This is a genomic window from Acidithiobacillus sp., assembly GCF_049965315.1.
Taxonomy (GTDB): Bacteria; Pseudomonadota; Gammaproteobacteria; order Acidithiobacillales; family Acidithiobacillaceae; genus Acidithiobacillus_B.
On the sequence record NZ_JBMFWL010000009.1, the window covers coordinates 1 to 26,998 of the forward strand.

43 protein-coding genes are annotated in these 26,998 nt (G+C 61.7%); 41 read left to right on the top strand and 2 right to left on the bottom strand.

Translation table 11 applies throughout. From position 1 onward, the window contains the following. The 31 genes from ACP5MM_RS03830 to rplQ all read left to right on the top strand — a co-directional run. Positions 1-432, top strand: a 432-nt coding sequence (locus ACP5MM_RS03830) for an EF-Tu/IF-2/RF-3 family GTPase (RefSeq protein WP_427934146.1), incomplete at its 5' end; no start/stop codon positions are given. Next, the gene (rpsJ, locus tag ACP5MM_RS03835) at positions 432-740 is read left to right on the top strand and encodes a 30S ribosomal protein S10 (RefSeq protein ID WP_427930866.1); all 309 of its coding nucleotides are present in this window, start codon (positions 432-434) and stop codon (positions 738-740) included. The genes ACP5MM_RS03830 and rpsJ, both read left to right, overlap by 1 nt. A gap of 19 nt (positions 741-759) precedes the next feature. Then, the gene (gene rplC / locus ACP5MM_RS03840; RefSeq protein ID WP_427930865.1) at positions 760-1,398 is read left to right on the top strand and encodes a 50S ribosomal protein L3; all 639 of its coding nucleotides are present in this window, start codon (positions 760-762) and stop codon (positions 1,396-1,398) included. Between the two features lie 11 nt (positions 1,399-1,409). After that, the gene (gene rplD / locus ACP5MM_RS03845) at positions 1,410-2,027 is read left to right on the top strand and encodes a 50S ribosomal protein L4 (protein ID WP_427930864.1); all 618 of its coding nucleotides are present in this window, start codon (positions 1,410-1,412) and stop codon (positions 2,025-2,027) included. After that, entirely contained in the window at positions 2,024-2,314 is a 291-nt protein-coding gene (rplW, locus tag ACP5MM_RS03850) for a 50S ribosomal protein L23 (RefSeq protein WP_427930863.1), read from the top strand. Before rplD ends, rplW begins: the two co-directional genes overlap by 4 nt. Before the next feature lie 12 nt (positions 2,315-2,326). Further along, a complete protein-coding gene (rplB, locus tag ACP5MM_RS03855) occupies positions 2,327-3,154 on the top strand; it encodes a 50S ribosomal protein L2 (RefSeq protein ID WP_427930862.1) in 828 nt (275 codons plus the stop codon). A 15-nt stretch (positions 3,155-3,169) separates the two neighbouring features. Continuing rightward, a complete protein-coding gene (gene rpsS / locus ACP5MM_RS03860) occupies positions 3,170-3,445 on the top strand; it encodes a 30S ribosomal protein S19 (protein WP_427930861.1) in 276 nt (91 codons plus the stop codon). Between the two features lie 10 nt (positions 3,446-3,455). Next, on the top strand, positions 3,456-3,788 hold the full coding sequence (gene rplV, locus ACP5MM_RS03865) for a 50S ribosomal protein L22 (protein ID WP_123103230.1): 333 nt from the start codon (positions 3,456-3,458) through the stop codon (positions 3,786-3,788). 11 nt (positions 3,789-3,799) lie between these two features. Continuing rightward, a complete protein-coding gene (rpsC, locus tag ACP5MM_RS03870) occupies positions 3,800-4,462 on the top strand; it encodes a 30S ribosomal protein S3 (protein ID WP_427930860.1) in 663 nt (220 codons plus the stop codon). Between the two features lie 12 nt (positions 4,463-4,474). Next, a complete protein-coding gene (gene rplP / locus ACP5MM_RS03875; RefSeq protein ID WP_123103226.1) occupies positions 4,475-4,891 on the top strand; it encodes a 50S ribosomal protein L16 in 417 nt (138 codons plus the stop codon). Further along, positions 4,888-5,088 (top strand): 50S ribosomal protein L29, encoded by a 201-nt coding sequence (gene rpmC / locus ACP5MM_RS03880; RefSeq protein ID WP_427930859.1) that lies wholly within the window; start codon positions 4,888-4,890, stop codon positions 5,086-5,088. The genes rplP and rpmC overlap by 4 nt, the downstream gene beginning before the upstream one ends. Beyond that, a complete protein-coding gene (rpsQ, locus tag ACP5MM_RS03885) occupies positions 5,081-5,356 on the top strand; it encodes a 30S ribosomal protein S17 (RefSeq protein ID WP_427930858.1) in 276 nt (91 codons plus the stop codon). The genes rpmC and rpsQ overlap by 8 nt, the downstream gene beginning before the upstream one ends. Beyond that, entirely contained in the window at positions 5,353-5,721 is a 369-nt protein-coding gene (gene rplN / locus ACP5MM_RS03890; RefSeq protein WP_123103220.1) for a 50S ribosomal protein L14, read from the top strand. Before rpsQ ends, rplN begins: the two co-directional genes overlap by 4 nt. Positions 5,722-5,730: 9 nt before the next feature. Beyond that, on the top strand, positions 5,731-6,048 hold the full coding sequence (gene rplX / locus ACP5MM_RS03895) for a 50S ribosomal protein L24 (RefSeq protein ID WP_123103218.1): 318 nt from the start codon (positions 5,731-5,733) through the stop codon (positions 6,046-6,048). Between the two features lie 17 nt (positions 6,049-6,065). Beyond that, entirely contained in the window at positions 6,066-6,608 is a 543-nt protein-coding gene (rplE, locus tag ACP5MM_RS03900) for a 50S ribosomal protein L5 (protein WP_123103216.1), read from the top strand. A 13-nt stretch (positions 6,609-6,621) separates the two neighbouring features. After that, positions 6,622-6,807: a type Z 30S ribosomal protein S14 gene (locus tag ACP5MM_RS03905; RefSeq protein WP_427930857.1), complete on the top strand. Its 186-nt coding sequence runs from the start codon at positions 6,622-6,624 to the stop codon at positions 6,805-6,807. Positions 6,808-6,816: 9 nt separating this feature from the next. After that, complete coding sequence (rpsH, locus tag ACP5MM_RS03910; protein WP_123103212.1) at positions 6,817-7,212, top strand: 30S ribosomal protein S8; 396 nt, start codon at positions 6,817-6,819, stop codon at positions 7,210-7,212. Positions 7,213-7,224: 12 nt separating this feature from the next. Further along, positions 7,225-7,749: a 50S ribosomal protein L6 gene (rplF, locus tag ACP5MM_RS03915; protein WP_427930856.1), complete on the top strand. Its 525-nt coding sequence runs from the start codon at positions 7,225-7,227 to the stop codon at positions 7,747-7,749. A gap of 14 nt (positions 7,750-7,763) precedes the next feature. Then, complete coding sequence (gene rplR, locus ACP5MM_RS03920) at positions 7,764-8,117, top strand: 50S ribosomal protein L18 (RefSeq protein WP_427930855.1); 354 nt, start codon at positions 7,764-7,766, stop codon at positions 8,115-8,117. An 11-nt stretch (positions 8,118-8,128) separates the two neighbouring features. Then, positions 8,129-8,659 carry a 30S ribosomal protein S5 gene (gene rpsE, locus ACP5MM_RS03925; RefSeq protein ID WP_427930854.1) on the top strand — a complete coding sequence of 177 codons (531 nt, stop codon included), beginning with the start codon at positions 8,129-8,131 and terminating at the stop codon, positions 8,657-8,659. Continuing rightward, positions 8,652-8,834: a 50S ribosomal protein L30 gene (rpmD, locus tag ACP5MM_RS03930; RefSeq protein ID WP_123103204.1), complete on the top strand. Its 183-nt coding sequence runs from the start codon at positions 8,652-8,654 to the stop codon at positions 8,832-8,834. Before rpsE ends, rpmD begins: the two co-directional genes overlap by 8 nt. Continuing rightward, positions 8,834-9,271, top strand: a complete 438-nt coding sequence (gene rplO / locus ACP5MM_RS03935; protein ID WP_427930853.1) for a 50S ribosomal protein L15 — start codon at positions 8,834-8,836, stop codon at positions 9,269-9,271. The genes rpmD and rplO overlap by 1 nt, the downstream gene beginning before the upstream one ends. After that, positions 9,271-10,605 carry a preprotein translocase subunit SecY gene (gene secY, locus ACP5MM_RS03940; RefSeq protein ID WP_427930852.1) on the top strand — a complete coding sequence of 445 codons (1,335 nt, stop codon included), beginning with the start codon at positions 9,271-9,273 and terminating at the stop codon, positions 10,603-10,605. Before rplO ends, secY begins: the two co-directional genes overlap by 1 nt. A gap of 1 nt (position 10,606) precedes the next feature. Continuing rightward, on the top strand, positions 10,607-11,272 hold the full coding sequence (locus tag ACP5MM_RS03945) for an adenylate kinase (RefSeq protein WP_427930851.1): 666 nt from the start codon (positions 10,607-10,609) through the stop codon (positions 11,270-11,272). Next, positions 11,265-11,483 (top strand): translation initiation factor IF-1, encoded by a 219-nt coding sequence (gene infA / locus ACP5MM_RS03950; protein WP_123103196.1) that lies wholly within the window; start codon positions 11,265-11,267, stop codon positions 11,481-11,483. Before ACP5MM_RS03945 ends, infA begins: the two co-directional genes overlap by 8 nt. 9 nt (positions 11,484-11,492) lie before the next feature. Next, complete coding sequence (gene rpmJ / locus ACP5MM_RS03955; RefSeq protein WP_123103194.1) at positions 11,493-11,606, top strand: 50S ribosomal protein L36; 114 nt, start codon at positions 11,493-11,495, stop codon at positions 11,604-11,606. A 69-nt stretch (positions 11,607-11,675) separates the two neighbouring features. Beyond that, the gene (rpsM, locus tag ACP5MM_RS03960; RefSeq protein ID WP_123103192.1) at positions 11,676-12,032 is read left to right on the top strand and encodes a 30S ribosomal protein S13; all 357 of its coding nucleotides are present in this window, start codon (positions 11,676-11,678) and stop codon (positions 12,030-12,032) included. Between the two features lie 15 nt (positions 12,033-12,047). Next, the gene (rpsK, locus tag ACP5MM_RS03965; RefSeq protein WP_123103190.1) at positions 12,048-12,443 is read left to right on the top strand and encodes a 30S ribosomal protein S11; all 396 of its coding nucleotides are present in this window, start codon (positions 12,048-12,050) and stop codon (positions 12,441-12,443) included. Positions 12,444-12,463: 20 nt separating this feature from the next. Next, on the top strand, positions 12,464-13,090 hold the full coding sequence (gene rpsD / locus ACP5MM_RS03970) for a 30S ribosomal protein S4 (protein WP_123103188.1): 627 nt from the start codon (positions 12,464-12,466) through the stop codon (positions 13,088-13,090). 22 nt (positions 13,091-13,112) lie between these two features. After that, complete coding sequence (locus ACP5MM_RS03975) at positions 13,113-14,132, top strand: DNA-directed RNA polymerase subunit alpha (protein WP_427930850.1); 1,020 nt, start codon at positions 13,113-13,115, stop codon at positions 14,130-14,132. A 30-nt stretch (positions 14,133-14,162) separates the two neighbouring features. Then, the gene (gene rplQ, locus ACP5MM_RS03980) at positions 14,163-14,540 is read left to right on the top strand and encodes a 50S ribosomal protein L17 (protein ID WP_427930849.1); all 378 of its coding nucleotides are present in this window, start codon (positions 14,163-14,165) and stop codon (positions 14,538-14,540) included. Positions 14,541-14,797: 257 nt separating this feature from the next. On the opposite strand, the gene uvrA is transcribed toward rplQ, so the two are convergent. Further along, a complete protein-coding gene (uvrA, locus tag ACP5MM_RS03985; RefSeq protein ID WP_427930848.1) occupies positions 14,798-17,602 on the bottom strand; it encodes an excinuclease ABC subunit UvrA in 2,805 nt (934 codons plus the stop codon). A 96-nt stretch (positions 17,603-17,698) separates the two neighbouring features. Here uvrA and ssb point away from each other — a divergent pair, with 96 nt between their 5' ends. The 9 genes from ssb (at position 17,699) to ACP5MM_RS04030 (ending at position 23,877) form a co-directional block, all read left to right on the top strand. Continuing rightward, positions 17,699-18,160, top strand: a complete 462-nt coding sequence (gene ssb, locus ACP5MM_RS03990) for a single-stranded DNA-binding protein (RefSeq protein WP_427930847.1) — start codon at positions 17,699-17,701, stop codon at positions 18,158-18,160. A 175-nt stretch (positions 18,161-18,335) separates the two neighbouring features. Beyond that, positions 18,336-18,851: a hypothetical protein gene (locus tag ACP5MM_RS03995; protein ID WP_427930846.1), complete on the top strand. Its 516-nt coding sequence runs from the start codon at positions 18,336-18,338 to the stop codon at positions 18,849-18,851. Between the two features lie 62 nt (positions 18,852-18,913). Next, a complete protein-coding gene (locus ACP5MM_RS04000) occupies positions 18,914-19,111 on the top strand; it encodes a type II toxin-antitoxin system VapB family antitoxin (protein WP_123103176.1) in 198 nt (65 codons plus the stop codon). Next, entirely contained in the window at positions 19,108-19,479 is a 372-nt protein-coding gene (locus tag ACP5MM_RS04005; protein WP_427930845.1) for a type II toxin-antitoxin system VapC family toxin, read from the top strand. Before ACP5MM_RS04000 ends, ACP5MM_RS04005 begins: the two co-directional genes overlap by 4 nt. Positions 19,480-19,492: 13 nt before the next feature. Then, entirely contained in the window at positions 19,493-19,744 is a 252-nt protein-coding gene (locus ACP5MM_RS04010; RefSeq protein WP_427930844.1) for a hypothetical protein, read from the top strand. A gap of 326 nt (positions 19,745-20,070) precedes the next feature. Then, positions 20,071-21,450 (top strand): NRAMP family divalent metal transporter, encoded by a 1,380-nt coding sequence (locus ACP5MM_RS04015; RefSeq protein ID WP_427930843.1) that lies wholly within the window; start codon positions 20,071-20,073, stop codon positions 21,448-21,450. 61 nt (positions 21,451-21,511) lie between these two features. After that, complete coding sequence (locus ACP5MM_RS04020; protein ID WP_427930842.1) at positions 21,512-21,721, top strand: hypothetical protein; 210 nt, start codon at positions 21,512-21,514, stop codon at positions 21,719-21,721. Position 21,722: 1 nt separating this feature from the next. Beyond that, a complete protein-coding gene (locus ACP5MM_RS04025; protein ID WP_427930841.1) occupies positions 21,723-22,430 on the top strand; it encodes an MgtC/SapB family protein in 708 nt (235 codons plus the stop codon). A gap of 94 nt (positions 22,431-22,524) precedes the next feature. After that, entirely contained in the window at positions 22,525-23,877 is a 1,353-nt protein-coding gene (locus tag ACP5MM_RS04030) for a DUF445 domain-containing protein (RefSeq protein ID WP_427930840.1), read from the top strand. Between the two features lie 41 nt (positions 23,878-23,918). Here the strand turns inward: ACP5MM_RS04030 and ACP5MM_RS04035 are convergent, their stop codons facing one another. Then, complete coding sequence (locus ACP5MM_RS04035) at positions 23,919-25,316, bottom strand: nicotinate phosphoribosyltransferase (protein WP_427934147.1); 1,398 nt, start codon at positions 25,314-25,316, stop codon at positions 23,919-23,921. 132 nt (positions 25,317-25,448) lie between these two features. Between ACP5MM_RS04035 and ACP5MM_RS04040 the strand changes: the two genes are divergently transcribed. Continuing rightward, positions 25,449-26,981, top strand: coding sequence for a DHA2 family efflux MFS transporter permease subunit (locus ACP5MM_RS04040; RefSeq protein ID WP_427930838.1), 1,533 nt, complete (start codon positions 25,449-25,451; stop codon positions 26,979-26,981). The last annotated feature ends 17 nt before the right edge of the window (positions 26,982-26,998 follow it).

The following is a 26,998-nucleotide window of genomic DNA, read 5'->3' on the forward strand; positions in this document are numbered from 1 at the left end:
AGCAAGACCACGGTGACGGGAGTGGAGATGTTCCGCAAGATTTTGGATCAGGGGCAGGCCGGAGACAATGTCGGCGTCCTGCTGCGGGGCACGAAGAAAGACGACGTGGAGCGCGGGCAGGTTTTGGCCAAGCCCGCGAGCATCAAGCCGCACACCCGGTTCGAAGCGGAAGTCTATGTGCTGTCCAAGGAGGAAGGTGGGCGGCACACGCCGTTCTTCAACGGGTATCGTCCGCAGTTTTATTTCCGGACGACGGACGTGACGGGAGCGGTGGATCTGCCCGAAGGGGTGGAGATGGTGATGCCTGGGGACAACATTCAGTTCAAGGTTGCCCTGATTGCGCCCATCGCCATGGAAGAGGGTCTGCGCTTCGCGGTACGCGAGGGCGGCCGTACCGTCGGCGCCGGCGTGGTCTCCAAGGTGGTCGAGTAATGAGCGGCGCCAAGATTCGGATTCGCCTGAAATCCTACGACTATCGCATGTTGGATGTCTCGGCCGCAGAGATCGTCGAGACCGCCCGGCGCACCGGGGCGCGGGTCTGCGGACCCATTCCGCTGCCCACCAAGATCGAGCGTTTCACGGTGCTGCGTTCCCCGCATGTGGACAAGAACGCGCGCGACCAGTTCGAAATCCGCACGCACAAGCGCTTGCTGGACATTCTCGATCCCAATGACAAAACCGTGGATGCGCTGATCAAGCTGGATCTCGCCGCCGGCGTGGATGTCGAGATCAAGCTGTAACACTGGAAAGGACAAGAAAATGGTAATGGGCCTGGTTGGGCGGAAGGTAGGCATGACCCGGATCGTCACGGATGACGGTCGGGTTCTCCCGGTGACGGTTATCCATGTGGCGCCAAACCTGATTACTCAGGTGAAAGACGTGGATAAGGATGGTTATAAGGCGGTGCAGGTGACGACCGGTGAACGGCGTCCCCAACGGGTGAGCAACGCCTTGGCGGGACATTACCGCAAGAGCGGTATCGCTGCCGGTCGTCTGTTGCGCGAATTCCGCGTGGACGACACGGCGGGCTATGCCACGGGGGCGGAGATCGGGCTGGATGTGTTTGCCGTCGGTCAGCTCGTGGATGTGTCCGGTATCAGCAAGGGCAAGGGATTCGCGGGCGCCATCAAGCGCCACAATTTCCGGAGTAACCGGGCCAGCCACGGTAACAGTCTTTCCCACCGCGCGCCGGGCTCCATCGGCTGCCGTCAGACTCCGGGTAGGGTGTTCAAGGGCAAGCGCATGGCCGGGCATATGGGGGCCGAGCAGGTCACCACGCAAAATCTCGAATTGGTGCGGATTGATGCGGATCGGCGTCTGCTCATGATCAGGGGCGCGGTCCCGGGTGCGCGCGACGGTAACGTAATCGTGCGTCCTGTCGTGCGGGCCAAGGGTTAGGGGTATACGTGATGGAAGCGCAAAGCATTGATGTGATGACGGGAAAGACCCGGGCCTTCGCCCTCGCCGATGAGGTGTTTGGGGTGGCCTACAATGAGCCATTGCTGCATCAGGTCGTGGTCGCCCAAATGGCGGGCCAGCGCGCCGGTACGGCGGCTCAGAAGAATCGTGCGGCGGTGCGGGGCGGCGGCCGCAAGCCGTGGAAGCAGAAAGGTACTGGTCGCGCCCGGGCAGGCAGTATTCGTAGTCCTATCTGGCGTGGCGGTGGCGTGGCCTTCGCGGCTTCGACCTCGGATTATACCCAGAAAGTAAATAAAAAAATGTGGGCTGGCGCGATGCGTGTGGTGCTGGCCGAGTTGCTGCGGCAGGGGCGCTTGCAGATCATCGAGTCCGGCGATCTCCCGGAGCCGCGCACGCGCCTGGGCAGGGATTGGGTCAAGCAAGTGGGTGGAGATGATTTCCTGCTGGTGATGGGCGACATTCCCTTGAATCTCTTCCTGGCCCTGCGCAACCTTCCCCGCGTGGGGATGGCCGGCTACCAGGATATCGGACCCGCCGATCTACTGCGTTATGGTCGCGTCGTTATGGACTGCGAGGCAGCGGAAAAATTTGCCGAGGTGTATGGATGAATCCGGAACGTAAGTTTCTCGTATTGCTGGCCCCGGTGATCAGCGAAAAGAGCACCCTGGTTCAACAGCATAATCAATATGTCTTTCGGGTTGCCCGCGATGCGACCAAGGCGGAGATCAAGGCGGCCGTGCAGGAACTGTTTCACGTGCAGGTGAAAGGCGTGCAGACCTGCAACTACGACGGGAAGGAAAAGCGGATGGGGCGTTTTGTGGGTCGGCGTTCGGCCTGGAAAAAGGCCTATGTGTGTCTCGCCGCCGAAAGCTCCATTGATTTTGGCGTAGCGTAAGGAATCGAGAACATGGCACTGGTCAAGACCAAACCAACTTCCGCTGGGCGGCGTTTCGTCGTTAAAGTGGTGAATGATAGCTTGCACAAGGGTTCCGGATTCGCGGGCTTGTTGGAGCCCCAATCCAAGAGTGGCGGGCGGAACAATCTCGGCCGTATCACCCGGCGCCACCAGGGCGGCGGACACAAAGCCCATTATCGGCAGATCGACTTTCGCCGGAACAAGCTCGGTATCCCTGGTAAAATCGAGCGGTTGGAGTATGATCCGAACCGCAGCGCGCACATCGCCCTGATTTGCTATGTCGATGGCGAGCGGCGTTACATTCTCGCGCCGAAGGGGATGCAGGCGGGGGATTCGGTCATTTCCAGTGACCAGGCGCCTATCAAGCCGGGGAATTGCATGCCCTTGCGGAGCATTCCGGTGGGGTCTGTCATCCACAACATTGAAATGCGTCCGGGAAAGGGCGGGCAGTTGGCGCGTTCCGCTGGCACCTCCGCCCAACTCATGGCGCGGGATGGCGACTATGCCCAGGTGCGCCTGCGCTCAGGTGAGGTTCGGCGGATTCATGTGCTGTGTCGTGCGACCATTGGTGAGGTGGGCAATGAAGAGCATGGATCGCGGCAGCTTGGAAAAGCGGGCGCTACGCGCTGGCGCGGTGTACGACCGACGGTGCGTGGCGTGGCCATGAACCCGGTCGACCATCCCCACGGTGGTGGTGAGGGGCGTACCTCTGGCGGCCGGCATCCGGTTTCGCCCTGGGGTCAGCCGACCAAGGGTTATCGGACCCGGCGGAACAAGCGTACGACAAGTATGATCGTCCGCCGTCGTAATCGGCAGTAGAGAAGGGGAATTATCGTGCCACGTTCCATCAAAAAGGGCCCATTTGTCGACGATCATTTGGACCGAAAAGTTACAGCTGCGCAATCGGCGGGGAGTCGCAGGCCCATTAAGACGTGGTCGAGACGTTCGACCATCACGCCCGATTTCATTGGTCTCACCATCAGCGTGCATAACGGCAGGCAGCATATTCCAGTGGTGATCAACGAAAACATGGTTGGTCACAAGCTGGGGGAATTTGCCCTGACCAGGACCTTTAAAGGTCATAGCGCGGATAAGAAAGCAAAGCGATAGGGAGGAGCAGATGAAATCTTCAGCAATACTCAAAGGTCTGCAAATTTCTCCGCAAAAGGCTCGGCTCGTTGCTGACATGGTGCGTGGGCAACCTGCAGGCAAGGCATTGGAAATTCTCCGCTTTACGCAGAAGAAAGCCGCGTTGCCAATCCGTAAATGTCTGGAATCGGCCATCGCCAACGCCGAAAATAACGAAGGGGCGGATGTGGATGCCCTGGTGGTGGAGCAGATCATGATCGACACGGGCACCGTGTTGAAACGCTTTGCGGCGCGGGCGAAGGGTCGCGGATCGCGAATCCTCAAGCGTACCAGCCACATCACCATTACCGTAGCCGAGATTTAATCGAGGATTATATGGGACAAAAGACCAACCCGATCGGACTGCGTCTGGGAATCGTTAAGAATTGGAGCTCCCGGTGGTATGGCAAGGCCGATTTTAAGGACAAACTGCTGGAGGACATTCGGGTTCGTCAGTTCATTCGCGAACGGCTGTCCGGCGGGGCCATCTCCGACATCATTATCGAGCGCCCGGCGCGCAGCGCCCGCATCACCATTCATACGGCGCGTCCCGGCGTGGTCATCGGCAAGAAGGGCGAGGACATCGACAAGCTGCGGCGCGAAGTGCAAGGCCGGATGGGCGTTCCAGTGCACATCAATGTCGAGGAAATCCGCAAACCCGAGCTGGACGCGCAGTTGGTGGCGGAGAGTGTCGCGCAGCAACTGGTGCGGCGCATCATGTTCCGCCGCGCCATGAAGCGGGCTGTGACCAACGCCATGCGGTTCGGCGCCTTGGGCATGCGCATCAACTGCGCGGGCCGTCTGGGCGGTGCGGAAATCGCCCGGACCGAATGGTATCGCGAAGGGCGGGTGCCCTTGCATACCCTGCGCGCCGATATCGATTACGGCTTTGCCGAGGCGAAGACCACCTATGGGATCATTGGTGTCAAGGTGTGGATCTTCAAGGGTGAAATTCTGGATTGGGGCGCGGCTCACGGCGGCGCAGCCCGGCAAAAATGATAGGGGTGTCGGATGTTGCAACCTAATCGTACAAAGTTTCGCAAACAGCACAAGGGCCGCAATCGCGGCGTCGCCTCCCGGGGCAACAAGGTGAGCTTTGGTGAGTTCGGCTTGAAGGCGACTACCCGGGGAAGAATTACCGCGCGCCAACTGGAAGCGGCCCGTCGCGCCATCAGTCGCCATGTGAAGCGCGGTGGTCGCATGTGGATTCGGATTTTCCCGGACAAGCCGATCAGCAAAAAGCCGGCTGAAGTCCGTATGGGCAAGGGCAAGGGCAATCCCGAGTATTGGGTGGCTTTGATCCAGCCCGGGAAAGTCCTTTATGAAATGGAAGGGGTTACGGAAGACGTGGCGCGGGAGGCCTTTGCCCTCGGCGCCGCCAAGCTGCCGGTACAGACCGTCTTCGTGAGCCGGCGGGTGATGGGATGAAGATGCAGGATTTGGAGCAAAAGGATGTCGCCGGCTGCCAGGCGGAGTTGTTGGGCCTCCTGGAAGAACAATTCAAGCTGCGTATGCAGCACGCAACTGGGCAACTGGCCAATACGACGCGTTTACGTTCGGTTCGGCGCGATATTGCGCGGGTGCGTACCGCCCTTACCGTGAAGAATGGAGCCAAAAATGGCTGAGCAAAAGAACCCGAGAAGTCTTGTCGGTCGAGTGGTCAGCGACCGTATGGATAAAACGATTGTGGTCACGGTAGAGCGCCGTATACAGCATCCGCTGTACAAGAAATACGTCCGCCGGTCCAAGAAGTTTCATGCCCATGATCCGGACAACACCTGCCACATCGGTGATGTGGTGCGGATCGAGGAATGTCGGCCGCTATCCAAGACCAAGACCTGGCGCCTGGTCGCGGTGGTGACGCAGGCTATCGGCGAAGGAGAATTCGCATGATCCAGATGCAAACGCGGCTCTCCGTCGCCGACAACAGCGGTGCGCGGGAAGTGATGTGTATCAAGGTCCTCGGCGGTTCGCACCGGCGCTATGCCGGCATTGGCGACGTGATCAAGGTCAGCATCAAGGACGCGGTACCGCGCGGCAAAGTCAAGAAAGGCGATGTCTATAACGCGTTGGTGGTGCGGACGCGCAAGGGCGTGCGCCGCGACGATGGCTCGCTGATCCGTTTTGACAGCAACGCCGCCGTGCTTCTGAATAATCAGATGCAGCCCATCGGAACGCGCATATTTGGCCCGGTCACCCGGGAATTGCGCGGGGCTAAATTCATGAAGATTATTTCCTTAGCGCCTGAAGTGCTGTAGGGGGTTATGATGGCTAAAATGCGGAAGGGTGACGAAGTGGTCATCTTGGCGGGTAAGGATAAGGGCAAGCGGGGCAAGGTGCTGCGTACGCTGTTTGAGGATTCGCGCGTGGTGGTGGAAAAAGTGAACATGGTAAAGCGCCACGTGCGCCCGGATCGCCTCGGCAAGCCGGGCGGGATCGTTGAGAAGGAAGCGCCCATACATATTTCCAATGTGGCGATTTTCAATGGCGCAACCGGTAAGGCGGACCGTATTGGCTATAAGTTTTTGGAGGATGGCCGTAAGGTTCGTGTCTTCAAGGCGAATGGCGAAGTTGTTGATCGCTGACGAGCAGAGGAAAAATCATGGAAGCGCGTCTGTATAATGTCTATCGTGAGTCAATCGTTCCGCGGCTGATTCAGGAATTTGGTTATCAAAGTGTGATGGAAGTCCCCAAGCTGCAGAAGGTGACGCTCAATATGGGCGTGGGCGCGGCCGTGGGTGACAAGAAGGTCCTGGAAGCAGCGGTGGGTGACATGACGCGGATCGCCGGGCAAAAGCCGGTGGTGACGCGGGCGCGCAAATCCGTCGCGGCGTTCAAGATTCGTGAGGGCTACCCCATCGGCTGTATGGTAACTCTGCGCGGGATCCGGATGTACGAGTTTCTGGATCGGCTGATCACCATTGCCATTCCCCGCATTCGTGATTTTCGCGGTTTGTCGCCGCGATCTTTCGACGGGCGTGGTAATTACAGTCTCGGAGTGAAAGAGCAAATCATTTTTCCGGAAATCGAATACGACAAGATTGATCGACTGCGCGGCCTCGATGTCGTGCTGACGACCAGCGCCAAAACCGACGAAGAGGGGCTGGGTCTCTTGAAGGCCTTCAAGATGCCCTTTAGATCTTGAAGGAGCTATAACAGTGGCAAAAAAATCGCTGATTGCGAAGTCCGAGAGGACTCCCAAGTTTCAGGTTCGCGCGTATCACCGCTGCAAGTTGTGCGGGCGTTCGCGCGGTTATTATCGAAAGTTCGGCTTGTGCCGCTTGTGCTTGCGTAAGCATGCTTCTGCCGGTGCGATTCCGGGTATTGTCAAAGCCAGTTGGTGAGGGTGCACGATGAGCGTGACGGATCCTATCGCAGACATGCTGACGCGCATTCGCAATGCGCAGCAAGTTGGTAAGGCGAAAGTGCATATGCCAGCATCAAAAGTAAAGCGCGCGATTGCGCATGTGCTGGTGGAAGAAGGTTATATTCAGGATGCCATCGAGGAAATGGATGGCAATCACCCAACCCTCAAACTTACGTTGAAGTATTACGCGGGGCAGGGAGTTATTGCGGAGATTCGACGGGTGAGCAAGCCCGGCGTGCGCATTTATCGGGGTGCCGAGGCGTTGCCGCGGGTACGTGACGGCTTTGGTATCGCCATCATCTCTACTTCGCGGGGGATCATGACTGACCGGGCGGCCCGCGAGGCCGGCATCGGCGGCGAAATCCTTTGCGTCGTTTCTTAAGGGGGGGAGGATATGTCTCGAGTAGCTAAGCAACCCGTCTCCCTACCCAAAGGTGTGGCGGTCACGGTGGCGGACGACGTGCTGCGCGTGAAGGGCCCCAAGGGCGAGATGTCAACGGCTCTGCATCCTTCGGTAACGCTGCAGGTGGAGGGCGACGTGGCCACCTTGAGTTGGGGAAATGGCGCGGGCGCGGTGGCCGGTACCATGCGGGCGCTGCTGCATAACATGGTGCATGGCGTTTCCCAGGGTTTTGAGCGCAAGCTGGAAATCATTGGTGTGGGTTATCGCGCGCAGGCCAAGGGCAAGTCCCTGAACCTGGCCCTCGGTTTTTCCCATCCCGTGGACTATCCGGTTCCTGATGGCATCACCATCGAGACGCCGACCCAGACGGAAATCGTCATCCGGGGTGTGGACAAACAGCGCGTCGGGCAGGTGGCTGCCGATATCCGCGGCTACCGTCCTCCCGAACCCTACAAGGGCAAGGGTGTTCGATATGCGGGTGAGGATGTCCGGCGTAAAGAAGCGAAGAAGAAATAGCGAGGGTAAGCAACATGGATAAAAATATTGCGCGACTCCGGCGTGCGCGTAAGACGCGGATTCGGATTGCGGCACAGGCAAAGCCCAGGCTTTGCGTATTTCGCTCCGGCAAGCATATTTACGCGCAAGTGATCGATGATGCCAAAGGGACCGTGCTGACGCAGGCATCGAGCCTGGAGAAGGACGTGCGGGCGCAATTGGCCAACGGCGGCGACGTCGACGCGGCGACACAGATCGGCCGCCGGGTCGCGGAAAAGGCGCTCGCCCTCGGTTTGAAGGAAGTGGCTTTCGACCGGAGTGGATATCGGTATCACGGCCGGGTGAAAGCCCTCGCTGAGGCCGCCCGCGCGGGCGGTCTGGCGTTCTGAGGAGAGAAAGCATGGCACGGGAAAATCGGGAATCGCAGCAGAGCGATGGACTTCAAGAGAAGCTGATTCATATTAATCGCGTCTCCAAGGTCGTGAAGGGTGGCCGGCAATTCGGTTTCGCGGCGCTCATCGTGGTAGGCGATGGGGATGGCAAGGTCGGCTTCGGCCGGGGCAAGGCCAAAGAGGTCCCGGCGGGCATCCAGAAAGCGACGGACCAAGCACGCCGGCAGATGACCCAGGTGCCGCTCATGCGCGGGGGTACGATCCCGTTTCCGGTGGAGGGGCGGCACGGAGCCGCGCGGGTGATTCTGCGTCCGGCCAGCGAGGGTAGCGGGGTGATCGCGGGTGGGGCAATGCGGGCGGTGTGCGAAGTGGCCGGCCTGCGCAATGTGGTGGCCAAGTCCTTGGGCTCCAACAACCCCATCAATGTTGTGCGGGCCACCTTCAACGCGTTCAGCAAGCTCGCTACTCCCCAGGAGATGGCCATGAAACGGGGCAAGACGGTCAAGCAGATTCGCAGTCACGGGGGGAGCGATGAATAAGCAGTTGCGTATCACCCTGACGCGTAGCCTCATCGGCGTCACGGAAAAGCACCGGCGGGTGGTCGCGGGCCTTGGCTTGCGGCATACCAACCACACCGTGGAGCGGCTGGACAGGCCGGAGATCCGTGGCATGGTCAACAAGATATCCTACCTGCTGCGCTGGGAGGAAGTGTAATGCGTTTGAATGCAATCGCCCCCGCCGAGGGCGCAAAGAAGGATCGGCGGCGCGTCGGTCGCGGTATCGGCAGTGGCCTCGGCAAGACCGCGGGGCGCGGTCACAAGGGACAGCACGCGCGTTCGGGCGGCTATCACAAGGTCGGTTTTGAAGGCGGGCAGATGCCCTTGCAACGGCGGATCCCCAAGCGCGGTTTCCGCAATATTCACGGGAAGGACGTCTTCGAGGTGCGCCTGGACCAGTTGGCCGGCGCCGCTGTCTCCGGGGTCGTGGATCTGGAGGCCTTGATGCTGCGGCGGGTCGTGCGCGGGACGCCCAAGGTCGTCAAGGTCATTCTGGCTGGTGAGCTGACGGAGGCCTTGGTGCTGCGTGGGCTGCGTGTCAGTGCCGGCGCGCGGGCGGCCATCGAGCAAGCCGGCGGATCGGTGGAGGCCTGATGGCTGCGGGAGGGCGTATTGGCCATGCGGCGCAGGGCGCGGGACGGATCAACGAGCTGCGCAACCGCATTCTCTTTTTGCTGGGGGCCCTCCTGGTATTTCGTATTGGCGCGCATATTCCCGTACCGGGGATCGATCCGGCTGCCATGGCGTCTTTTTTCAATCAGCAGCGCGGGACCATCCTTGGCATGTTCGACATGTTCTCGGGTGGGGCGTTGTCCCGATTGACGGTCTTCGCCTTGGGTATCATGCCCTATATCAGCGCGTCCATCATTTTGCAGTTGGCCGGGGCGGTGTTTCCCAAGATTGAAGAACTCCGCAAGGAAGGCGAAGCCGGCCGGCGGAAGATTACGGAATATACGCGCTACGGCACCATCATTCTGGCCCTAATGCAGGGGCTGGGGATTGCCATCGCCATCGAGAAGATGCATGCCGGTAATCTGCCGGTGGTCATTGATCCGGGTTCGATATTCCTGTTTACCACCACCATTACCCTGGCGACGGGCACCCTGTTTCTGATGTGGATCGGGGAGCAAATTACCGAGCGCGGCATCGGCAATGGTATTTCCATGATTATTTTTGCGGGAATTGTCGCGGGACTGCCCCATGCCGTTGCCACCACCATCGAGTTGGTGCAGACGGGACAGTATCAGCCGCTCTTTGTCCTGGCGCTCTTTGTCCTGGCGCTCGGCGTTACGGCCTTTGTGGTCTTCATGGAAAGCGCCCAGCGGCGCATCCCCATCCAGTACGCCAAACGGCAGGTGGGGCGGAAGATTTACGGTGGCCAAAGCACCCATTTGCCGTTGAAGGTGAATATGTCTGGGGTGATTCCGCCGATCTTCGCTTCCAGCATCATTCTCCTTCCGGCGACCTTGGCAGGGTGGTTCGGCAACGTGCCGGGCATGGGCTGGTTGCAGCGGATCGGCCAGGGTCTGAGTCCGGGATCTGCCCTTTATGTGGTGGTGTTTACGACGGCGATCGTGTTTTTTGCCTTCTTTTACACGGCGATGGTGTTCAATCCACGCGATACTGCTGACAATCTCAAGAAGTCCGGGGCCTTCATTCCCGGCATCCGGCCCGGCGAGAGCACGGCAAAGTATATGGACAAGATCCTCAGTCGCCTCACCCTGACCGGCGCTATTTACCTGACCCTGGTTTGTCTATTGCCGGAGTTTCTGATTGTCCAGTACAACGTGCCCTTTTATTTCGGCGGGACCAGCTTGCTCATCGTGGTGGTCGTGATGATGGACCTGATGTCGCAGATTCAGAGCCATTTGCTGACCCATCAGTACGAGGGTCTGATCCGCAAGTCCTCCCTCGGGGGCGGTCGCTAAGATGGGCGAGCATCTCATCTTCCTTGGCCCGCCTGGGGTGGGCAAGGGTACCCAGGCGCAGGTGCTTTGCCGTTTATTGGGCTTGCCGCACGTCTCTACAGGTGATATGCTCCGCGCCTCTGTTTCCTCCGGTACAGCCTTGGGCCAACGGGCCAAGGCGGTTATGGAGTCCGGCCAGTTGGTCGGGGATGATCTCATCATCGGCTTGGTGGCTGAGCGGCTGGGTATGGCGGACGCCCGCAATGGGGTGGTCTTTGACGGTTTTCCGCGTACCCTGCCCCAGGCGCAGGCTCTGGATGACCTCCTTGCCCGGCGGGGTGCCAGGATTCGGGCGATCATTCACATCGATTTGCCGGCCGAAGAGATTGTGGAGCGGCTATCCGGGCGGCGGGTGTGTGTGCAATGTGGCGCGATTTATCATGTGAAATACCAGCCATCGCGGGTGGAGGGCGTTTGCGACCTTTGCGGTGGGCGCCTGGTACAACGGGACGACGATCAGCCGGAAGTGATCCTCAAGCGTCTGGAGGTATATGCCGCAGAGACGGCGCCTTTGGTGGCTTATTATGGGAGTCGGCCGAGCTATCATCGTGTGACCGGAGAGGGAGATGCGGAAGCGGTGACCTCCCGGATTCTTGCGGCATTAGGGATTAGGGCGGTGCATGGCTAAGGAAGACACCCTGGAAATGCAGGGAGAGGTTTTGGAAAATTTGCCGAGCGCGACATTTCGCGTCAAGCTGGAAAATGGTCATGTGGTCAACGCCCATATTTCCGGGAAGATGCGGATGCATTATATCCGTATCCTGCCCGGGGATAAGGTAACTGTGGAAATGACGCCCTACGATTTGAGTAAGGGCCGTATTGTGTATCGAGCCAAGTAGGGGAATGGTATGAAGGTCCGGGCATCGGTAAAGAAGCTTTGTCGAAACTGCAAGATTGTTCGGCGAAACGGTGTGGTTCGCGTGATCTGTAAAGAGCCACGGCATAAGCAGCGTCAGGGTTAGTCCTGCAACGCGTGGTTGAGATTTTTCGTGCGGTAGGACGCCGCACCATAGCCTTTGGAGGTTTTACGGATGGCCCGCATCGCTGGCGTCAACATCCCCAATAATAAGCAAGCAGAAATTGCTTTGACGTATATTTTCGGCATTGGCAAAACGCGCGCGCAGCAGATTCTGGATGCCGCAGAGGTCGCTCGGACCATGCGGGTGAAGGATATCAGCGAGCCGGAGCTGGAGCGGATCCGCGGCGAAGTGGGCAAGTTCCTGGTCGAGGGAGATTTGCGCCGGGAGACATCCATGAACATCAAACGGCTGATGGACCTGGGCTGTTACAGGGGTATTCGGCATCGTCGCGGATTGCCGGTGCACGGTCAACGTACGCGGACTAACGCTCGCACCCGCAAGGGTCCGGCGAAGTCCATCACCCGTTAAGCAGGAAGATCGAATATGGCGAAGACACAGACGAGCGCGCGTGTACGTAAGCGCGTCAAGAAAAACGTTCTTGACGGCGTCGCGCACATTTACGCTTCTTTTAACAACACGATCATCACGATCAGTGACCGTCAGGGCAATGTGCTGACATGGGCGAGCTCCGGCGGTTCCGGCTTTCGCGGCTCACGGAAAAGCACGCCTTTTGCCGCCCAGGTTGCTGCGGAGAACGCCGGCAAACGGGCGCAGGAATACGGCGTAAAAAATCTCGACGTGGAAGTACGCGGTCCGGGACCGGGTCGGGAAAGTACCGTGCGGGCCCTGCACTCCATCGGCTTCCGCATTGCCAGCATTCGCGATGTGACGCCCATTCCCCATAACGGTTGCCGTCCGCCCAAGAAGCGGCGTGTATAATTCATTGTTGGAGGTAGTCTGTGGCTAAGTATACGGGTCCGAGTTGTCGTTTGTGCCGGCGTGAAGGCGGGAAGCTGTTTCTGAAGGGAGAAAAGTGTTTCTCCGACAAATGTCCGGTCAGCATTCGGGCTTATGCACCGGGTCAACACGGCCAGCGCCGCTCGCGGGTAAGCGAATATGGGACGCAGCTCCGGGAAAAGCAGAAGATCCGTCGTATTTATGGTCTCCTGGAAGGGCAGTTCCGGCGTTATTTCGAGCGCGCCAGCCAGGCCCGGGGGGTGACGGGCGAGTCGCTGCTGCGTTTCCTCGAACTGCGGCTGGATAATATTGCCTACCGGATGGGTTTTGGGGCGTCCCGCGCGGAAGCCCGCCAAGTGGTGCGCCACGGACATATTTTGGTCAACGGCCGGCGCGTGGACATCCCCTCCTATCAGGTCCGGGCGGGAGATGAAGTGAGCGTGGCGGAAAGCGCCCGCGCCCACGCGCGGATCATCGCGGCGGTCGAGGCGGCGGTGAGCCGCGGGTTGCCCGACTGGATGTCCCTGGATGCCAAGGCGCTCAAGGGCACCATCAAGGCTGTTCCGGTGCGGGAAGATATGGCGCCGGATTTGAACGAACAGGTCGTCGTGGAGTTGTACTCTAAGTAAGACCAGGGGTTGAGGATTGCTTATGACTGAGGTTGGAGAGCTGTTGCATCCGCATGCGGTGGAGGTGGAGCCCTTGGGTGCTCACCGTGCGCGTATCGCTTTGGGACCTCTGGAAAGGGGTTTTGGCCACACGCTGGGCAATGCGTTGCGGCGGGTGTTGCTTTCATCCCTGCAGGGCGCTGCCGTCACGGAAGTGGAGATCGACGGGGTGCTGCACGAGTATTCGAGCATTGAAGGGGTCAAGGAGGATGTCGTCGATATCCTGCTGAACCTCAAACTGCTCGCCATTCGCTCGTCGGGGCGGAGCGAGGCCGTGGTGACCTTGAAGAAGCGGGGCCCGGGCGTCATGACGGGCGCCGACATCGTCGAAGAACACGGCATTGAAGTGGCGAATCCCGATCAGGTGATTGCAACCCTTACCCGGGATGTGGAACTGGTGATGCGTTTGCGCCTGGGGGAAGGCCGTGGTTATGAGGCGGCTGCCTCGCGGCCGGTGTCCCATGAGAAACGGATCGGGGTGATGGCAGTAGATGCCAGCTTTAGCCCGGTACGGCGGGTCAGCTATCAGGTGGAGAGCGCCCGCGTCGAGCAGCGCACCGATTTGGATCGGCTGGTTCTGGACGTGGAAACCAATGGCGTGGTGGACCCTGCCTGGGCGGTACAGGAGTCGGCGCGCATCCTGCGCGACCAGCTCGGCGTGCTGGTCGGGGACGAAGCGCAAGCGGCCCGCGAGCCGCGGCCCGTGCACAGCAGCGTCAGCCTGGAGCCTTTGCTCATTCGTCCGGTGGACGATCTGGAACTGACGGTGCGCTCCGCCAATTGTCTCAAGGCCGAAGACATTTTTTATATCGGCGATCTGGTGCAGAAGTCGGAGCAGGAATTGCTCAAGGCGCCGAATCTGGGGCGGAAGTCCCTCACCGAGATCAAGGAAGTCCTTACGGCACATGGACTTTCCCTGGGGATGCGGCTGGAAAGCTGGCCTCCGGAAAGTCTTCCGCCCATTCCCGGACGGAATGCGGAAAATGAATCGGTCAATACATAAGTACAGGTCCCAAGTACAAGGATATTCGTCATGCGTCATCGCAAGAGTGGCAAGCAGTTAAACCGTAACAGTAGTCATCGTAAGGCGATGTTCGCCAATATGATGGTGTCTTTGTTCCAGAATGAGCGAATCGTGACTACCTTGCCCAAGGCCAAGGAATTGCGGCGCTTTGCCGAACCGATGATTACGCTGGCCAAGGACGCCACGGTGGCGCGCCGGCGTCTGGCCTTTGCCCGCTTGCGGGATCGGCAGGCGGTGGTAAAGCTTTTCGATGATCTGGGGCCCCACTATCAGGCACGGCCGGGCGGTTATCTGCGGATCGTCAAATATGGCTTCCGGGCTGGCGACAATGCGCCGCTGGCGATTGTCGAGCTGGTGGACCGACAGGGAGCCGTTGCGGGCGAATAGTATCGCGCAGTTGTGATTGGGAAAAAGGCCGGGAAAACCGGCCTTTTTCGCGTCTGCGGGCGGTTGGTACGGGCGTTTTAACGTGAAAACAATGATTCTGGGTAACCCCCCAAGGATCTATGCATACACCCGCGCAGAGCAGGCTATGCCCGCGACCCCAATGGATGGAGCCCACGAGCAGGTTGCGGCCATGGGCCGCTCCTAGCGGTTGTGAATTGCATTTCCTGGTGGCGGCATCGAGTGCATGCTCCTGAGGTTCAGCGGGAGAGATGGGGACGGAGGTAGCGACCGGTGTGGGACAGGGGATTGGCGGCAATGGCTTCGGGGTTGCCTTCGGCGATGATGCGGCCACCGCCGGCGCCGCCTTCGGGGCCCAGGTCGATGATCCAGTCGGCGGTCTTGATGACGTCGAGATTATGCTCGATGACGACCACGGTGTTGCCGGCGGCGCGCAGGTGCTGCAGGACCTCCAGGAGGAGGGCGATGTCGTGGAAGTGGAGGCCGGTGGTGGGTTCGTCGAGGATGTAGAGGGTGCGGCCGGTGTCGCGGCGGGAGAGCTCCTTGGCGAGCTTGACCCGCTGGGCCTCGCCCCCGGACAGGGTGGTGGCCGACTGGCCCAGGCGCAAATAGCCTAGCCCGACGTCCAGCAGGGTCTGGAGCTTGCGGGCCACGGCGGTAACTGGGTCGAAGAAGGGACGGGCCTCCTCCACGGTCATTTCCAGGACTTCGTGGATGTTCTTGCCCTTGTACCGCACTTCCAGGGTCTCCCGATTGTAGCGCTTGCCGGCGCAGATGTCGCAGGGGACGTAGATGTCGGGGAGGAAGTGCATCTCCACGCGGATTACCCCATCCCCCTCGCAGGCCTCGCAGCGTCCCCCCTTGACGTTGAAGCTGAAGCGCCCGGGGCCGTAGCCGCGGGTGCGGGCCTCGCTGCTGGCGGCAAAAAGCTCGCGAATGGGGGTAAAAAGGCCGGTGTAGGTGGCGGGATTGCTGCGTGGCGTGCGGCCGATGGGGCTTTGGTCGATGGCGATGACCTTGTCCAGATATTCCAGGCCCCGTACGGCGAGGTGGGCTGCGGGGTGCAGGTTGCTGCCCATGAGGGCGCGGGATACGGCGGGATAGAGGGTGTCGTTGATGAGGGTGGACTTGCCGGAGCCGCTGACGCCGGTGATGCAGGTGAATAGCCCCAAGGGAATGCGCGCATCCACCATCTGCAGGTTGTTGCCGCTGGCGCCCCGGACTTCCAGCCAGCGTTCGGGCGTGGCGGGATGGCGACGCTCGGGGATGGCAATGCACAGATCGCCGGAGAGATAGCGTCCGGTGAGGGAGTCGGGGTTTTGCCGGATCTCCTCGGGGCTGCCCTGGGCGATGATCTGGCCGCCGTGGGTGCCCGCGCCGGGGCCCATGTCCACCACATAATCGGCGGCGCGGATGGCGTCCTCGTCGTGCTCCACCACGATGACCGTGTTACCGATGTCGCGCAGGTGCTTGAGGGTGCCCAGGAGGCGGTCGTTGTCCCGTTGGTGCAGGCCGATGGAGGGCTCATCGAGGACGTACATCACTCCCACCAGTCCGGCGCCAATCTGGGAGGCCAGACGGATGCGCTGGGATTCGCCGCCGGAAAGGGTCTCGGCGGAGCGATCCAGACTCAGGTAGTCCAGGCCCACGTCGACGAGAAACTGCAGGCGGCTGGTGATCTCCTTGAGGATGCGCTCGGCAATGAGGGCGTCCTGGCCGGTGAGGGCGAGGGTATTGAAGTAATGGAGGCATTCGCGGATGGACAGGGCGGATGCCTCGTGGATGGCCAAGGCGCCCACGCGCACCAGGCGCGCCTCCTCCCGCAGGCGGCTGCCGCCGCAGGCGGGACAGCGCAGGCGCCCCATGAAGCGCATGATCTCCTCGCGCAGCAGGGGTGACTGGGTTTCCCGCAGGCGCCGCTCCAACCCCGGTATGACCCCTTCAAAGGTTTGGCGGCGTTGCTGCGCACCCTGCCGAATGGCGATCTTGTCCTTGCCGCCGTGCAGGATGGTGTCCCGCGCGGCGGCGGGCAAATCCTGCCAGGGGGTGTCCAGGGAGAGGGAGAAATGGGCCGCGAGGCCCGCCAGCAGGGGGGTGTAGTGTTCGCGGTGGCGGCGTGACCAGGCCTGGATGGCGCCTTCGTTGAGGCTCAGGCCGGGGTTGGGCACGATCAGGTCGGGGTCGAAAAAAGTCACTTCCCCCAGGCCGTCGCAACGCGGACAGGCCCCCACCGGATTGTTGAAGGAAAAGAGCCGCGGTTCCAGGGGCGGAAAGGAGCGGCCGCAGATGGGACAGGCGTGCTGGGCGGAAAACAAGCGTTCTTCGTCCAGATGCGGCCCCATGAGGACGACGATGGCCTGATCGTCGGCCAGGCCCAGGGCGGTTTCCAGGGACTCGGCCAGGCGCGGGCCGCTGTCGGGGCGGAGAACCAGGCGATCCACCACGGCCTCGATGCGGTGCTTGCGCTTTTTGTCCAACGCCGGGATTTCGTCGATCTCCAGCAGGGCGCCATCGACCCGGGCGCGGACAAAGCCCCGGGCGCGCAGGGTGGCGATGACCTCCTCGTGACTCCCTTTGCGGTCACGCAGGAGCGGCGCCAGGATCATCAACCGTTCGCCCTCGGGCAAGGCCAGCAACTGGTCCACCATCTGGCTGATGGTCTGGCTCTGAATGGGCTGGCCGCAGCACCAGGGCACGCCCACCCGGGCAAAGAGCAGGCGCAGGTAGTCGTGGATCTCGGTGACGGTGCCCACGGTGGAGCGGGGATTGTGGGAGGTGGATTTCTGCTCGATGGCAATGGCCGGCGAGAGGCCCTCGATGGCGTCCACGTCGGGCTTGGCCATGAGGGAGAGGAACTGGCGGGCGTAGGCCGAGAGGCTTTCGACATAGCGCCGCTGTCCCTCGGCATAGAGCGTGTCAAAGGCCAGCGACGACTTGCCCGAACCGGACAGCCCAGTGATCACGATGAGGCGATCCCGGGGCAGGGTCAGGGAGATGTTTTTGAGGTTGTGGGTACGGGCACCGCGGATATGGATGTATTCCATGGAGTTCCAGAGCTGGAGGAGGAGGCATGACGGCCAATTTGCGCTAGTATAAGGCTTTTCGTGACGGCAGTCCCATGCGCAGAAGGAGAGAAAGACATGGCGGGAGTGAACAAGGTGATTTTGCTTGGACATCTGGGTCGTGATCCGGAGATGCGTTACCAGCCCAGCGGCGGGGCCATCGCGACCCTGAATCTGGCGACTTCGGAGACCTTCAAGGACCGTGAGGGGAACAAACAGGAGCGGACCGAGTGGCATCGGGTGGTCTTTTTCGGCCGTCCGGCGGAGGTGGCCGGCGAGTATCTGCGCAAGGGCAGCATGGCCTATGTGGAAGGCCGGCTGCAAACGCGCAAGTGGACGGACAAGGAAGGGCAGGAGCGCTACACGACGGAAATCGTGGGCGACCGTCTGCAACTGGTCGGCGGCCGCGGTGGCGGTACGGCATCCCTGGACGAAGAGCCCGCCCCGCGCATGAACGGCGGCAATGGCGGCGCCGGTGGGCGCAAGCCGGACATGCCGCCGGCGCCGGTGGAGGATTTTGATGACGACATTCCGTTCTGATTTCTACCGTAGATAAATCTGTTGCAATATCCGGCTAAGCCCATGTCCCGCATGGGCTTGCTTTCTTTTCCATGGAACCGCCGTCGTGGCATCATGCCCTGATGAGGAAGGGGCGATTATTCCATGACTGCACTACCCAATAGCGGATCAGGACCATGCAGCAGAAAACGGAAAAATGAATAACGCCTTCTTCGCGCAGCCGATCCTCAATTCGCCCTACGCCTATCCCCACCGTCACTGGGAGCTGGATAGCGCCGGGCAGCCGACGCAGCGGATCCTGGAGACCCGGCGCCGCGCCGAATTCATCACCCCGATCCCCAAGCCTCGGAAGCAAAAGGGCGGGGACGGTCAGTCGGCCTTGCTCTTCGATGCAGGGCTCTCTACCCAGGAGCAGCAATACGCCCACACGGCCGTCATCAATGCGCTGCGGCTGGAGATGGACCAATGGCGCGCCCTGCCCAATCCCCATGTCTGGAGCAGCGATGAATTTCAAGTTTCTGCTAAAACAGATGCCTATGGAAGAAAAATTGGCGGCCATGGAAAGGCTCTGGGAGGATCTTTGCCAGAGCGCCCATGCCAGCGAATCCCCGGCCTGGATCAGGGGAAACCGGATAAGCATGGATTTGGCCAGAGCAGAAAATACCGCCGCCAAGTGCCGAATCCGGAATCAAGTGCATACAATCGCGGATGACTTGATGCATCTGATCAGGCATCATATGATGCACCATGATACATGGTGACCGGAGGCACACGATGCGCACCACCCTCAACCTGGACGATCACCTGCTGCACGAAGCCCAGCTCATCACGGGCATGAAAGAACGCACCGCACTGATCCACGCGGGGCTCAAGGCGCTCATCGAGCGCGAAAGCGCACGGCGGCTCGCCCGCCTGGGCGGCAGCGAGCCGGATCTGCGGCCTATTCCACGGCGGCGCGCCGAGCCCCAATGATCCTGGTCGACACCTCCGTCTGGATCGATCATTTGCGCCGCAACGATCCGCTGCTGGCAGCGGCGCTGGAAGCCGGGCAGGTGCTGATGCATCCCTTCGTCCTTGGCGAACTTGCCTGCGGCACCCTCGCCAATCGCGCAGAAGTGCTGGCGTTGCTCGGTAATCTGCCCGCCGCCCCCGTCGCCACCGCAGGCGAGGCCCTGGGCTACATCGAGCGTCACCGCCTGATGGGGCGCGGCATCGGCTATATCGACGTCCACCTGCTGGCCGCCACTGCCCTGGCTGACGACGCAACCCTGTGGACCAGAGACGAGCGCCTTGCCGTTGTGGCAGAGGCGCTGCTGCTGGCCTGCCCGGTCGCACACTAGAACGATAAAGCCCATGGCCAAGAAATCCATCCCCACACTCAGCGTCACCACCCTCAGCCACGGCGAGGCCACCCGCAAAAACATCCCCACCGCGGAATACCAGTCGGTGATGAAGCAGGATGAGCAAGCCCCCGTGCGCATCGCCTATGCGCGTGGCGCCGCCGACCGCCAGGGGGAGGAGCGGATCGACCTCTTCGCCGACTTCAACGGCCTGCCCGACGACAACGCCAGGACCGAGTTGTACCGGCGGCACGACGCCCACTAGGCCAAACCGCATGCCCGCTGGCCTTTCATTTGTCCTGTCCCAAACAGGATGGCCCAGGTCCTATTGACACGGGCCGGAATTACCGTTACAAGGTCGCCAGTGTTTTTACGCAGGAGGCAGTAGCTTGGACAGTCACCCTAGATGGCCCCTCGGGGGCAGCTCAGGGTCCGTTGATCGGTACGGATTGGTCTAGCTTCGGCCTGCCACCGTCCGGTCCTCGGACGGTGTGAATTTTCCATGAATTTCGCATATTGAGTTCCGCTCTCGGGCGGAGATGACCGGTGTTTGTCCTGGTCTGCCTTCCTTTGGCTTGGGGAGGGAAAACTATGGCAACGATGATGAAGACGGATGCCTCGGCGGCGGAGGTGTTGGCTGGGCTGCCGGAGGAAGATCGGCAACGGGCTGCGGATCGCTGGCGGGTGCATCGCCTGCGGGAAGAAGTGGCGGCGCGGCCGTCCCTGTGGAAGCGCTTGGGCCTCTTGCTGACCCTGGTGGGGCCGGGCATTTTGGTGATGGTGGCGGATAACGATGCCGGCGGCGTGATTACCTACGCCCAGACGGGGGCGACCTACGGGATCGGCTTTTTCATCCCCTTCCTGCTCTTGATGATCCCGGTGGCCTATGTGGTGCAGGAGATGACGGTCCGCCTCGGGGCGGTGACCGGGCGGGGCCATGCGGAGATGATCTGGGGCCGTTACGGGGCCTTCTGGGGGGCCTTTTCCCTCTTTGACCTGGTGGTGGCCAATATCCTGACCCTGGTGACGGAGTTCATCGGCATTACGGTGGGGATGAAGGTCTTTGGCGTGGCGCCCATCTGGAGTGCCGTGGGGGGCTTCGTCCTGGTCGCCGGGGTGCTGCTCTTTCTGCGCTATACGACCTGGGAGCGGGTGGCGCTGTGGATTGCAGCGGGAAATCTGGTCTTCGTGCCCCTGGCCATTGCCGCCCATCCCCATTGGGGGCAGGTGGCGGCGGCCCTGGGGAGCTGGCAGATCCCGGCGGGGGTGGCCGTGGGCGGCTTTCTGTATGTGATCCTGGCCAACCTGGGCACGACCATTGCGCCGTGGATGCTCTTTTTCCAGCAGTCCAGCGTGGTGGACAAGGGCCTGACGGTGCGGGACATCCGCGCCGGGCAGATTGATACGGCCTTGGGCGCCGTCATGATGGGGGTGGTGGCCATTGCCCTGGTGGTCCTGACCGGGACCTGGGTCTATGGGACGCCGGGGGCGGCGGATTTTGGGGTGCATCGCATCATGGCGGCCCTGGCGCAGAGCCCCATCGGTTCGGTGGGGACGGCCTTGTTTGCCCTGGGGCTGGTGGAGGCCGGGCTGATTGCCGCCATTGCCATTACGGCCAGCACGTCCTGGGCCGTGGGCGAGGCCCTGAAGCTGCCGCGCAGCATCAACCTGCCCCCGCAACGGGCCTTGCCCTTTTATCTCTCTGGCTTGATGGGCACGGCGCTGGCGGCGGTGGTGGTGCTCATTCCCAACGCGCCCCTGGGCTTCCTCAACCTGACGGTGCAAGTGGTGGCGTCCATCTTCATGCCGGCGGCCATGCTCTTTCTGCTCATGCTGCTCAATGATCCGGAGATCATGGGGGTCCACGTCAATCGGCCGTGGCAGAACATGGCCGCCTTCGCCATCGTGGCGATGCTGATCGTGGCCAACGGCTTTTATGGGGTGAGCGTAGTGTTCCCGCACTTGCTCTAGCCTTGGTTGGGGAATGATCCTTGGCCGTGGGTGGCTTTATGAAGAATGATGAGGAGGACTTATGAGCGGGATTGAGGGAGCGAATGAGGCGCAGCGGCGGGAGGCGGAGGCCTTTGCCGTGTTCTGGGATCGGGAAGGGGTGCGGGAACTGGCGCCCTTGCGGCGGGCACCCATCAAGGGCTGGGTGCAGTGGGCCTTTTGGGGTCTGCGGGCCTACATCGTGGTCATGCTGGTCTTGGTAACCATCGGTTTTACCCGCGGGATGCACTGAGGTGACGCTGGCGCCATTGGCGGGCTTGGGGCAGACCAGCGCGGACCTGCTCCTGGCCTTCGTCCTGGGGGCGCTCATCGGTATCGAGCGGCAATGGCGGCAGCGCACGGCGGGATTGCGCACCAATACCCTGGTGGCGGTGGGGGCGGCGATCTTTGTCGATCTGGCCTTGCGCATGGGTGGGGCGGCGGAGGCGACGCGGGTGGTGGCTTATGTGGTTTCGGGGGTGGGTTTTCTCGGCGCCGGGACCATCATGAAGGAAGGCGCCAACGTGCGCGGTCTCAATACGGCGGCTACCCTCTGGGGTTCGGCGGCGGTGGGGGCCTGCGCGGGGGCGGAACAGTGGGCGCCGGCGCTGCTGGCGGCGGTCTTTGTGCTCAGCGCCAATACCCTGCTGCGGCCGGTGGTGAACCAGATCAATCGTCGGCCTTTGGATACGGGCGGAACGGAGTTGACGACCACGGTGTACCTGATTGTCGCCCGGGGGCAGGAGGGCGATCTGCGGGATGCGGTGACGGAGATTTTGGAAGAGGGCGGCTACCCTTTGCGGGAGATGCGGATGCATCCCTTCGGCCAACGGGAGACGGAGATCGCGGCAACGCTCCTGACCAGCAGCGTGGTGGAGGAAGAACTGGATCGGGTGGTGGAGCGTCTGGAACATCTGGACGAAGTGCATCAGGCCTTTTGGCACCAAAGTCCTGGCGAGTAAGCCCGTAGAAGCGGCGATCGCGGACGACTGCCCAGGGGCTCAATGTGGAAGGGCATGCGCAGCGTGCCTTGCCCCAGGGCAGGTGGAAAAGATCATGATCTTGCCTGGGCTGGGCGCTTCTCCCGGCAAGGGGGCGAGCGACTTGAGGAAGGGGGGTGGCATGGCGGCGGGAGGCAAGCCGAAAACGTTGCGGCGGATGCAGGGCAGGGCGCTGGCCCTGTTGGCGCTGGCGGTGCTGCTGTTTGGCGTGGCCCTCTGGCACGGGCAGGAAGGCCCTTGGGCCTGGGTGGGGGCCTTTGCCGAGGCGGCCATTGTGGGCGCCTTGGCCGACTGGTTTGCCGTGGTGGCCCTTTTCCGCCATCCCCTCGGCCTGCCCATACCCCATACGGCCATCATTCCCCGCAACAAGGCGCGCATCGCCGACAAGCTGGCGGCTTTCGTGCGCGATCAGTTTCTGGAGACGGAGGCCATCGTCGGCCTGGTGCGGCGGCTGGATCCGGCGCGCACGGTGGCGGCCTGGCTGCAAAAAAAGGAGAACGCCGAACTGCTCGGGCGACACCTGCTGGTGGTGGTGCAGGAGGCCCTGCATTTTGTGGACGATATCCGGGTGCGCGATGCGCTGCGGGAGACCTTGCGGCGCCAGTTGGGTCAAATCGACGTGGCGCAGATGGCGGGCGAGATCCTCGATGCCCTGACCCGGGAACACCGTCATCAGGAACTCCTGGAGGATGGCATTCAACGCCTCAGCCGCTGGCTGGATCAGGGCGAAACCCAGCAGGCTATTGCCGAGACGCTCCGGGAAGTATTGAAAAGGGCCTATCCGACCCTTTTTGCGTGGATGGGCGCGGTGGTCGATCCGGCCGTCCTTTGCCATAATCTGGCGGAGAATCTGGTTTCCGCCAGCAACAAGCTATTGCAGGAGATCGCCGCCGATCCGGAGCATCCGCGTCGCCAGGCCTTTACTGCCTGGGTGGATGATTTTATCCAGCGACTGAAATACGACCCCCGTTTTCGGGAGCGTGCCGAGCGCTGGAAAGGGGAGATTCTGGACCATCCCGCCCTGCGCGATTATGTCAACGGTCTGTGGACGGATTTGCAGGGCTGGTTGGCAGCGGACCTGGAGCATCCCGATTCCCGGATCCATCAACGGCTGGTGGCCGGCGCCGGGGGCCTGGGCGCCTTTCTCGCCGAGCATGAGCCCCTGCGCGCCGCCATCAACGAACATCTGGAACAGGGGGTGCGGCGTTTGGCCGAGCCGCTGCGCGAGGGCGTGGCGCGGCACATTGCCGACACCATCCACGCTTGGCGGGACGAGGATCTGGTGCGGCAGATGGAATGGAGCGTGGGTACCGACCTGCAATACATCCGCATCAACGGTACCCTGGTGGGTGGCTTGATTGGACTGGGCATCCACGCCGCCGTGCTGGCCGCGGCCTTGTTGCATTAGAACGATGCGTTGGCAGAGAGGGATGGGCGCGGGACCGTCATCTAGGACGCTGGCCCAAGGGCTGCGATCCGTTTTCTGATGCGGGCAGCGATCTCTGCCTGCCAGGCAGCAAGGTGCGGAGAAACCTGCACCGGGTAGGGCGGAGCCGGCGTCAGGTCCCTGCAGGGACCGGGCAGCGCGGCTACGGCCGACCGGCAATGGTCCCGGATCTCCGGTAGGGAAGGGAGCGCGTCCGGCAAGACCTTTCCACCCTCCATCACCGGCCGCAGGAGGGCTTGGCCGGGCCCTTCCTCGGTGCGCAGGCTGATGCGGTCGCCCCGTGCCGGACCGTCCTTCCCCCCTTCCCGGAAAATCTGTTTGGCGCCGGGCAACCCGACCTTGCCCGCGGAGAGCTTCATGCGCCCTTCGCCGTTGTATTCTGCCAGCTTATAGGCGCAGTCGAGGGCGGGCGCGTCCGCAGAGACATCCATCCGGGTGCCGACGCCGAAGCCGTCGATGGGGGCGTTGCGGGAGAGGAGGCGCTGGATTTCGTATTCGTCCAGATTGCCGCTGGCGAAGATGATGAGTTGGGCAAGGTCGGCGGCATCGAGGCGGGTGCGGGCGGCGATGGCCAAGGCGGCGAGATCGCCCGAGTCAAGGCGAATGCCGCGGACCTGGAAGGCTTCGCCCAGTTCGTCGCGCAGGCGGATGACGGCCTCCACCCCGGCCATGGTGTCGAAGGTGTCCACCAGGCAGATGGTATGGGGATCGCTGCGCGCGAAGGCCCGGAAGGCGGTCAGGTCGTCCCCGAAGGCCTGGATGGCGCTGTGCGCCATGGTACCGCGCAAGGGTATCTCGTAGCGCAGGCCCGCCAGCACGTGGGAGGTGCTCTCCACGCCGGCAATGAACGCCGCCCGGACGAGCTTCAGGCCGGCATCCAGACCATGGGCGCGGCGCAGGCCGAAATCGACCACCGGCCGCCCTTGCGCCGCCAGCACGACGCGGATGGCCTTGCTGGCGATGACGGTTTGCAAATGGATCTGATTCAGGATCAGGGTTTCGACGAACTGGGCTTCGGGCAAGGTCGCGTGGACCTGGAGCACCGGTTCCCGGGCGAAGCAGGGGGTGCCCTCCGCCAAGGCCCAGATGTCGCCACGGAAGCGGAAGTGTTCCAGATAAGCCAAAAAAGCCGGGCGGAAGAGGGCGGTACGTTCCAAGGCCTCCAGGATGTGCGGGGTGAAACGCAGGCGGGGCAGGTATTGGAGGACGGTGCCGAGGCCGGCGAAGACGAGGAAATTGCGGGACGGCGGCAGGGACCGGAAAAACATCTCGAAGACCGCCGGGCCATTTTCGCCCTCATCGAAGTAGGTCTGCAGCATGGTCAGCTCGTACAGGTCCGTGACGAGGCACAGTTCCGCTTCCGTCACCGGTCCCTCAGTCCAGGAGAGCCCTGCGCTCATGGCGTTGCCTCCTCGATGATCTTCGCCCTTTGATTTATTATACTGGGAAAAGCAGGAAAGCCGTTATGGCCTGATTCCTGAAAACCGCCATGCCGATGGCGGCTTTTCCTCTCGTCCCTCAAGGTGGCTCCGTTGGCGGCAAGCACAATTTACGCCCCTTCCGCAGAACGACCCCAGGAGCACCGCTGGCTGATCAGCATCGCCCTGATGCTGGCGATGCTGATGGTCTTGCTGGACATGACCGTGGTCAGCGTGGCGCTCCCCTACATGATGGGGGCTTTGGCTGCTACGCCGAACCGAATCACCTGGGTGCTGACCGCCTATCTGGCAGCCACCGCGGTCTGCATTCCCCTGACCGGCCATCTCGCCGCCCGCTTTGGGCGGCGGCGTCTTTTTCTCGTCAGTGTTTCCGGCTTTGTCCTTGCCTCGGGTCTGTGCGGGGCCAGCCAGACCCTGGCGGAAATCGTCTTCTTGCGCACCTTGCAAGGGGGTTTCGGCGCCCTCATGGTCGTTTTGGCCCAATCCACCATGGTCGATCTCTTCCCGGGAAAGGAGCGGGGGCGAGCCATGGCCATTTGGGGCATGGTGCTGATGGTGGGGCCGGCCATGGGGCCGGTATTGGGCGGCTATATCACCCAGCACATGGGCTGGCGCTGGCTGTTCTACATCAACCTTCCCGTCGGGATTTTTTCGCTCCTGCTGGGCGCCGCCACCATGCGCGAGAGCAAAAGGCAAAATCTGTCCACGGACTGGCTGGGCCTACTGCTCATGGCGATCGGGATCGGCAGTCTGCAAATCGTGCTGTCGCGGGGGAACGAGGATTATTGGTTTGACTCCAAGTTCATCGTGGCCCTGTCCATCCTCGCGGGTTTTGGCATCCTCATCTTCCTGCTGCGGGGATGGATGATTTCCGACAATATCATCAATCTCCATCTCTTTCGCGACCGCAGTTTCGCCACCGCCGCATTGATCACCGGCGTATTCGGCCTCGGCCTCTTCGGCACCACCGCCATGCAGCCGCTCATGCTGGAGGGGCTGCTGAATTACATGCCGGAAACCACCGGTTGGGTCATGTTTCCGCGCGGTGTCGCCAGCGCCGTTGCCATGATGATCGTTGGGCGCCTCCTCAATCGCTACCAACCGCGCCTTTTTGTCATGGCCGGGGTTCTCCTGACTGCGGTCAGCACCTGGATCATGACCCGCTACAGCCTGTATATCAGCCCCGCATGGATTATTTATCCCGGCATTATCCGGGGGATCGGCATGGGGATGATCTTCGTGCCCCTCACCGTCATCGCCTTCGATACCCTGCCCCTTGCGGTATCTGCGGAGGCCAGCGGTATCTTCAACCTCGTCCGCACCCTCGGCAATTCCATCGGCATCGCCATCGACGGCACCGTGCTCACCAATGAAACCCAGGTCAACTGGAACCAGTTGGGTGGACACATCAATGCCTTCAGTGCGGCGCTGCCGGACTGGCTGCAGTCCAGCGGCTTGGCACCGCAGGATCCCCGCGTCTGGGCGTTGCTCGGCCAGACCTTGTTCAGCCAGGCCGAAATGATCGCTTTCCTGGACGTCTTCCAGTGGATCACCATCCTCTTCTTTTGCCTCTTGCCCCTGGCCCTGCTCATCCCTCCGCGTATCCCTCCGGCTGGCGGATGGTAAGGCGTTTCGCCTATGGC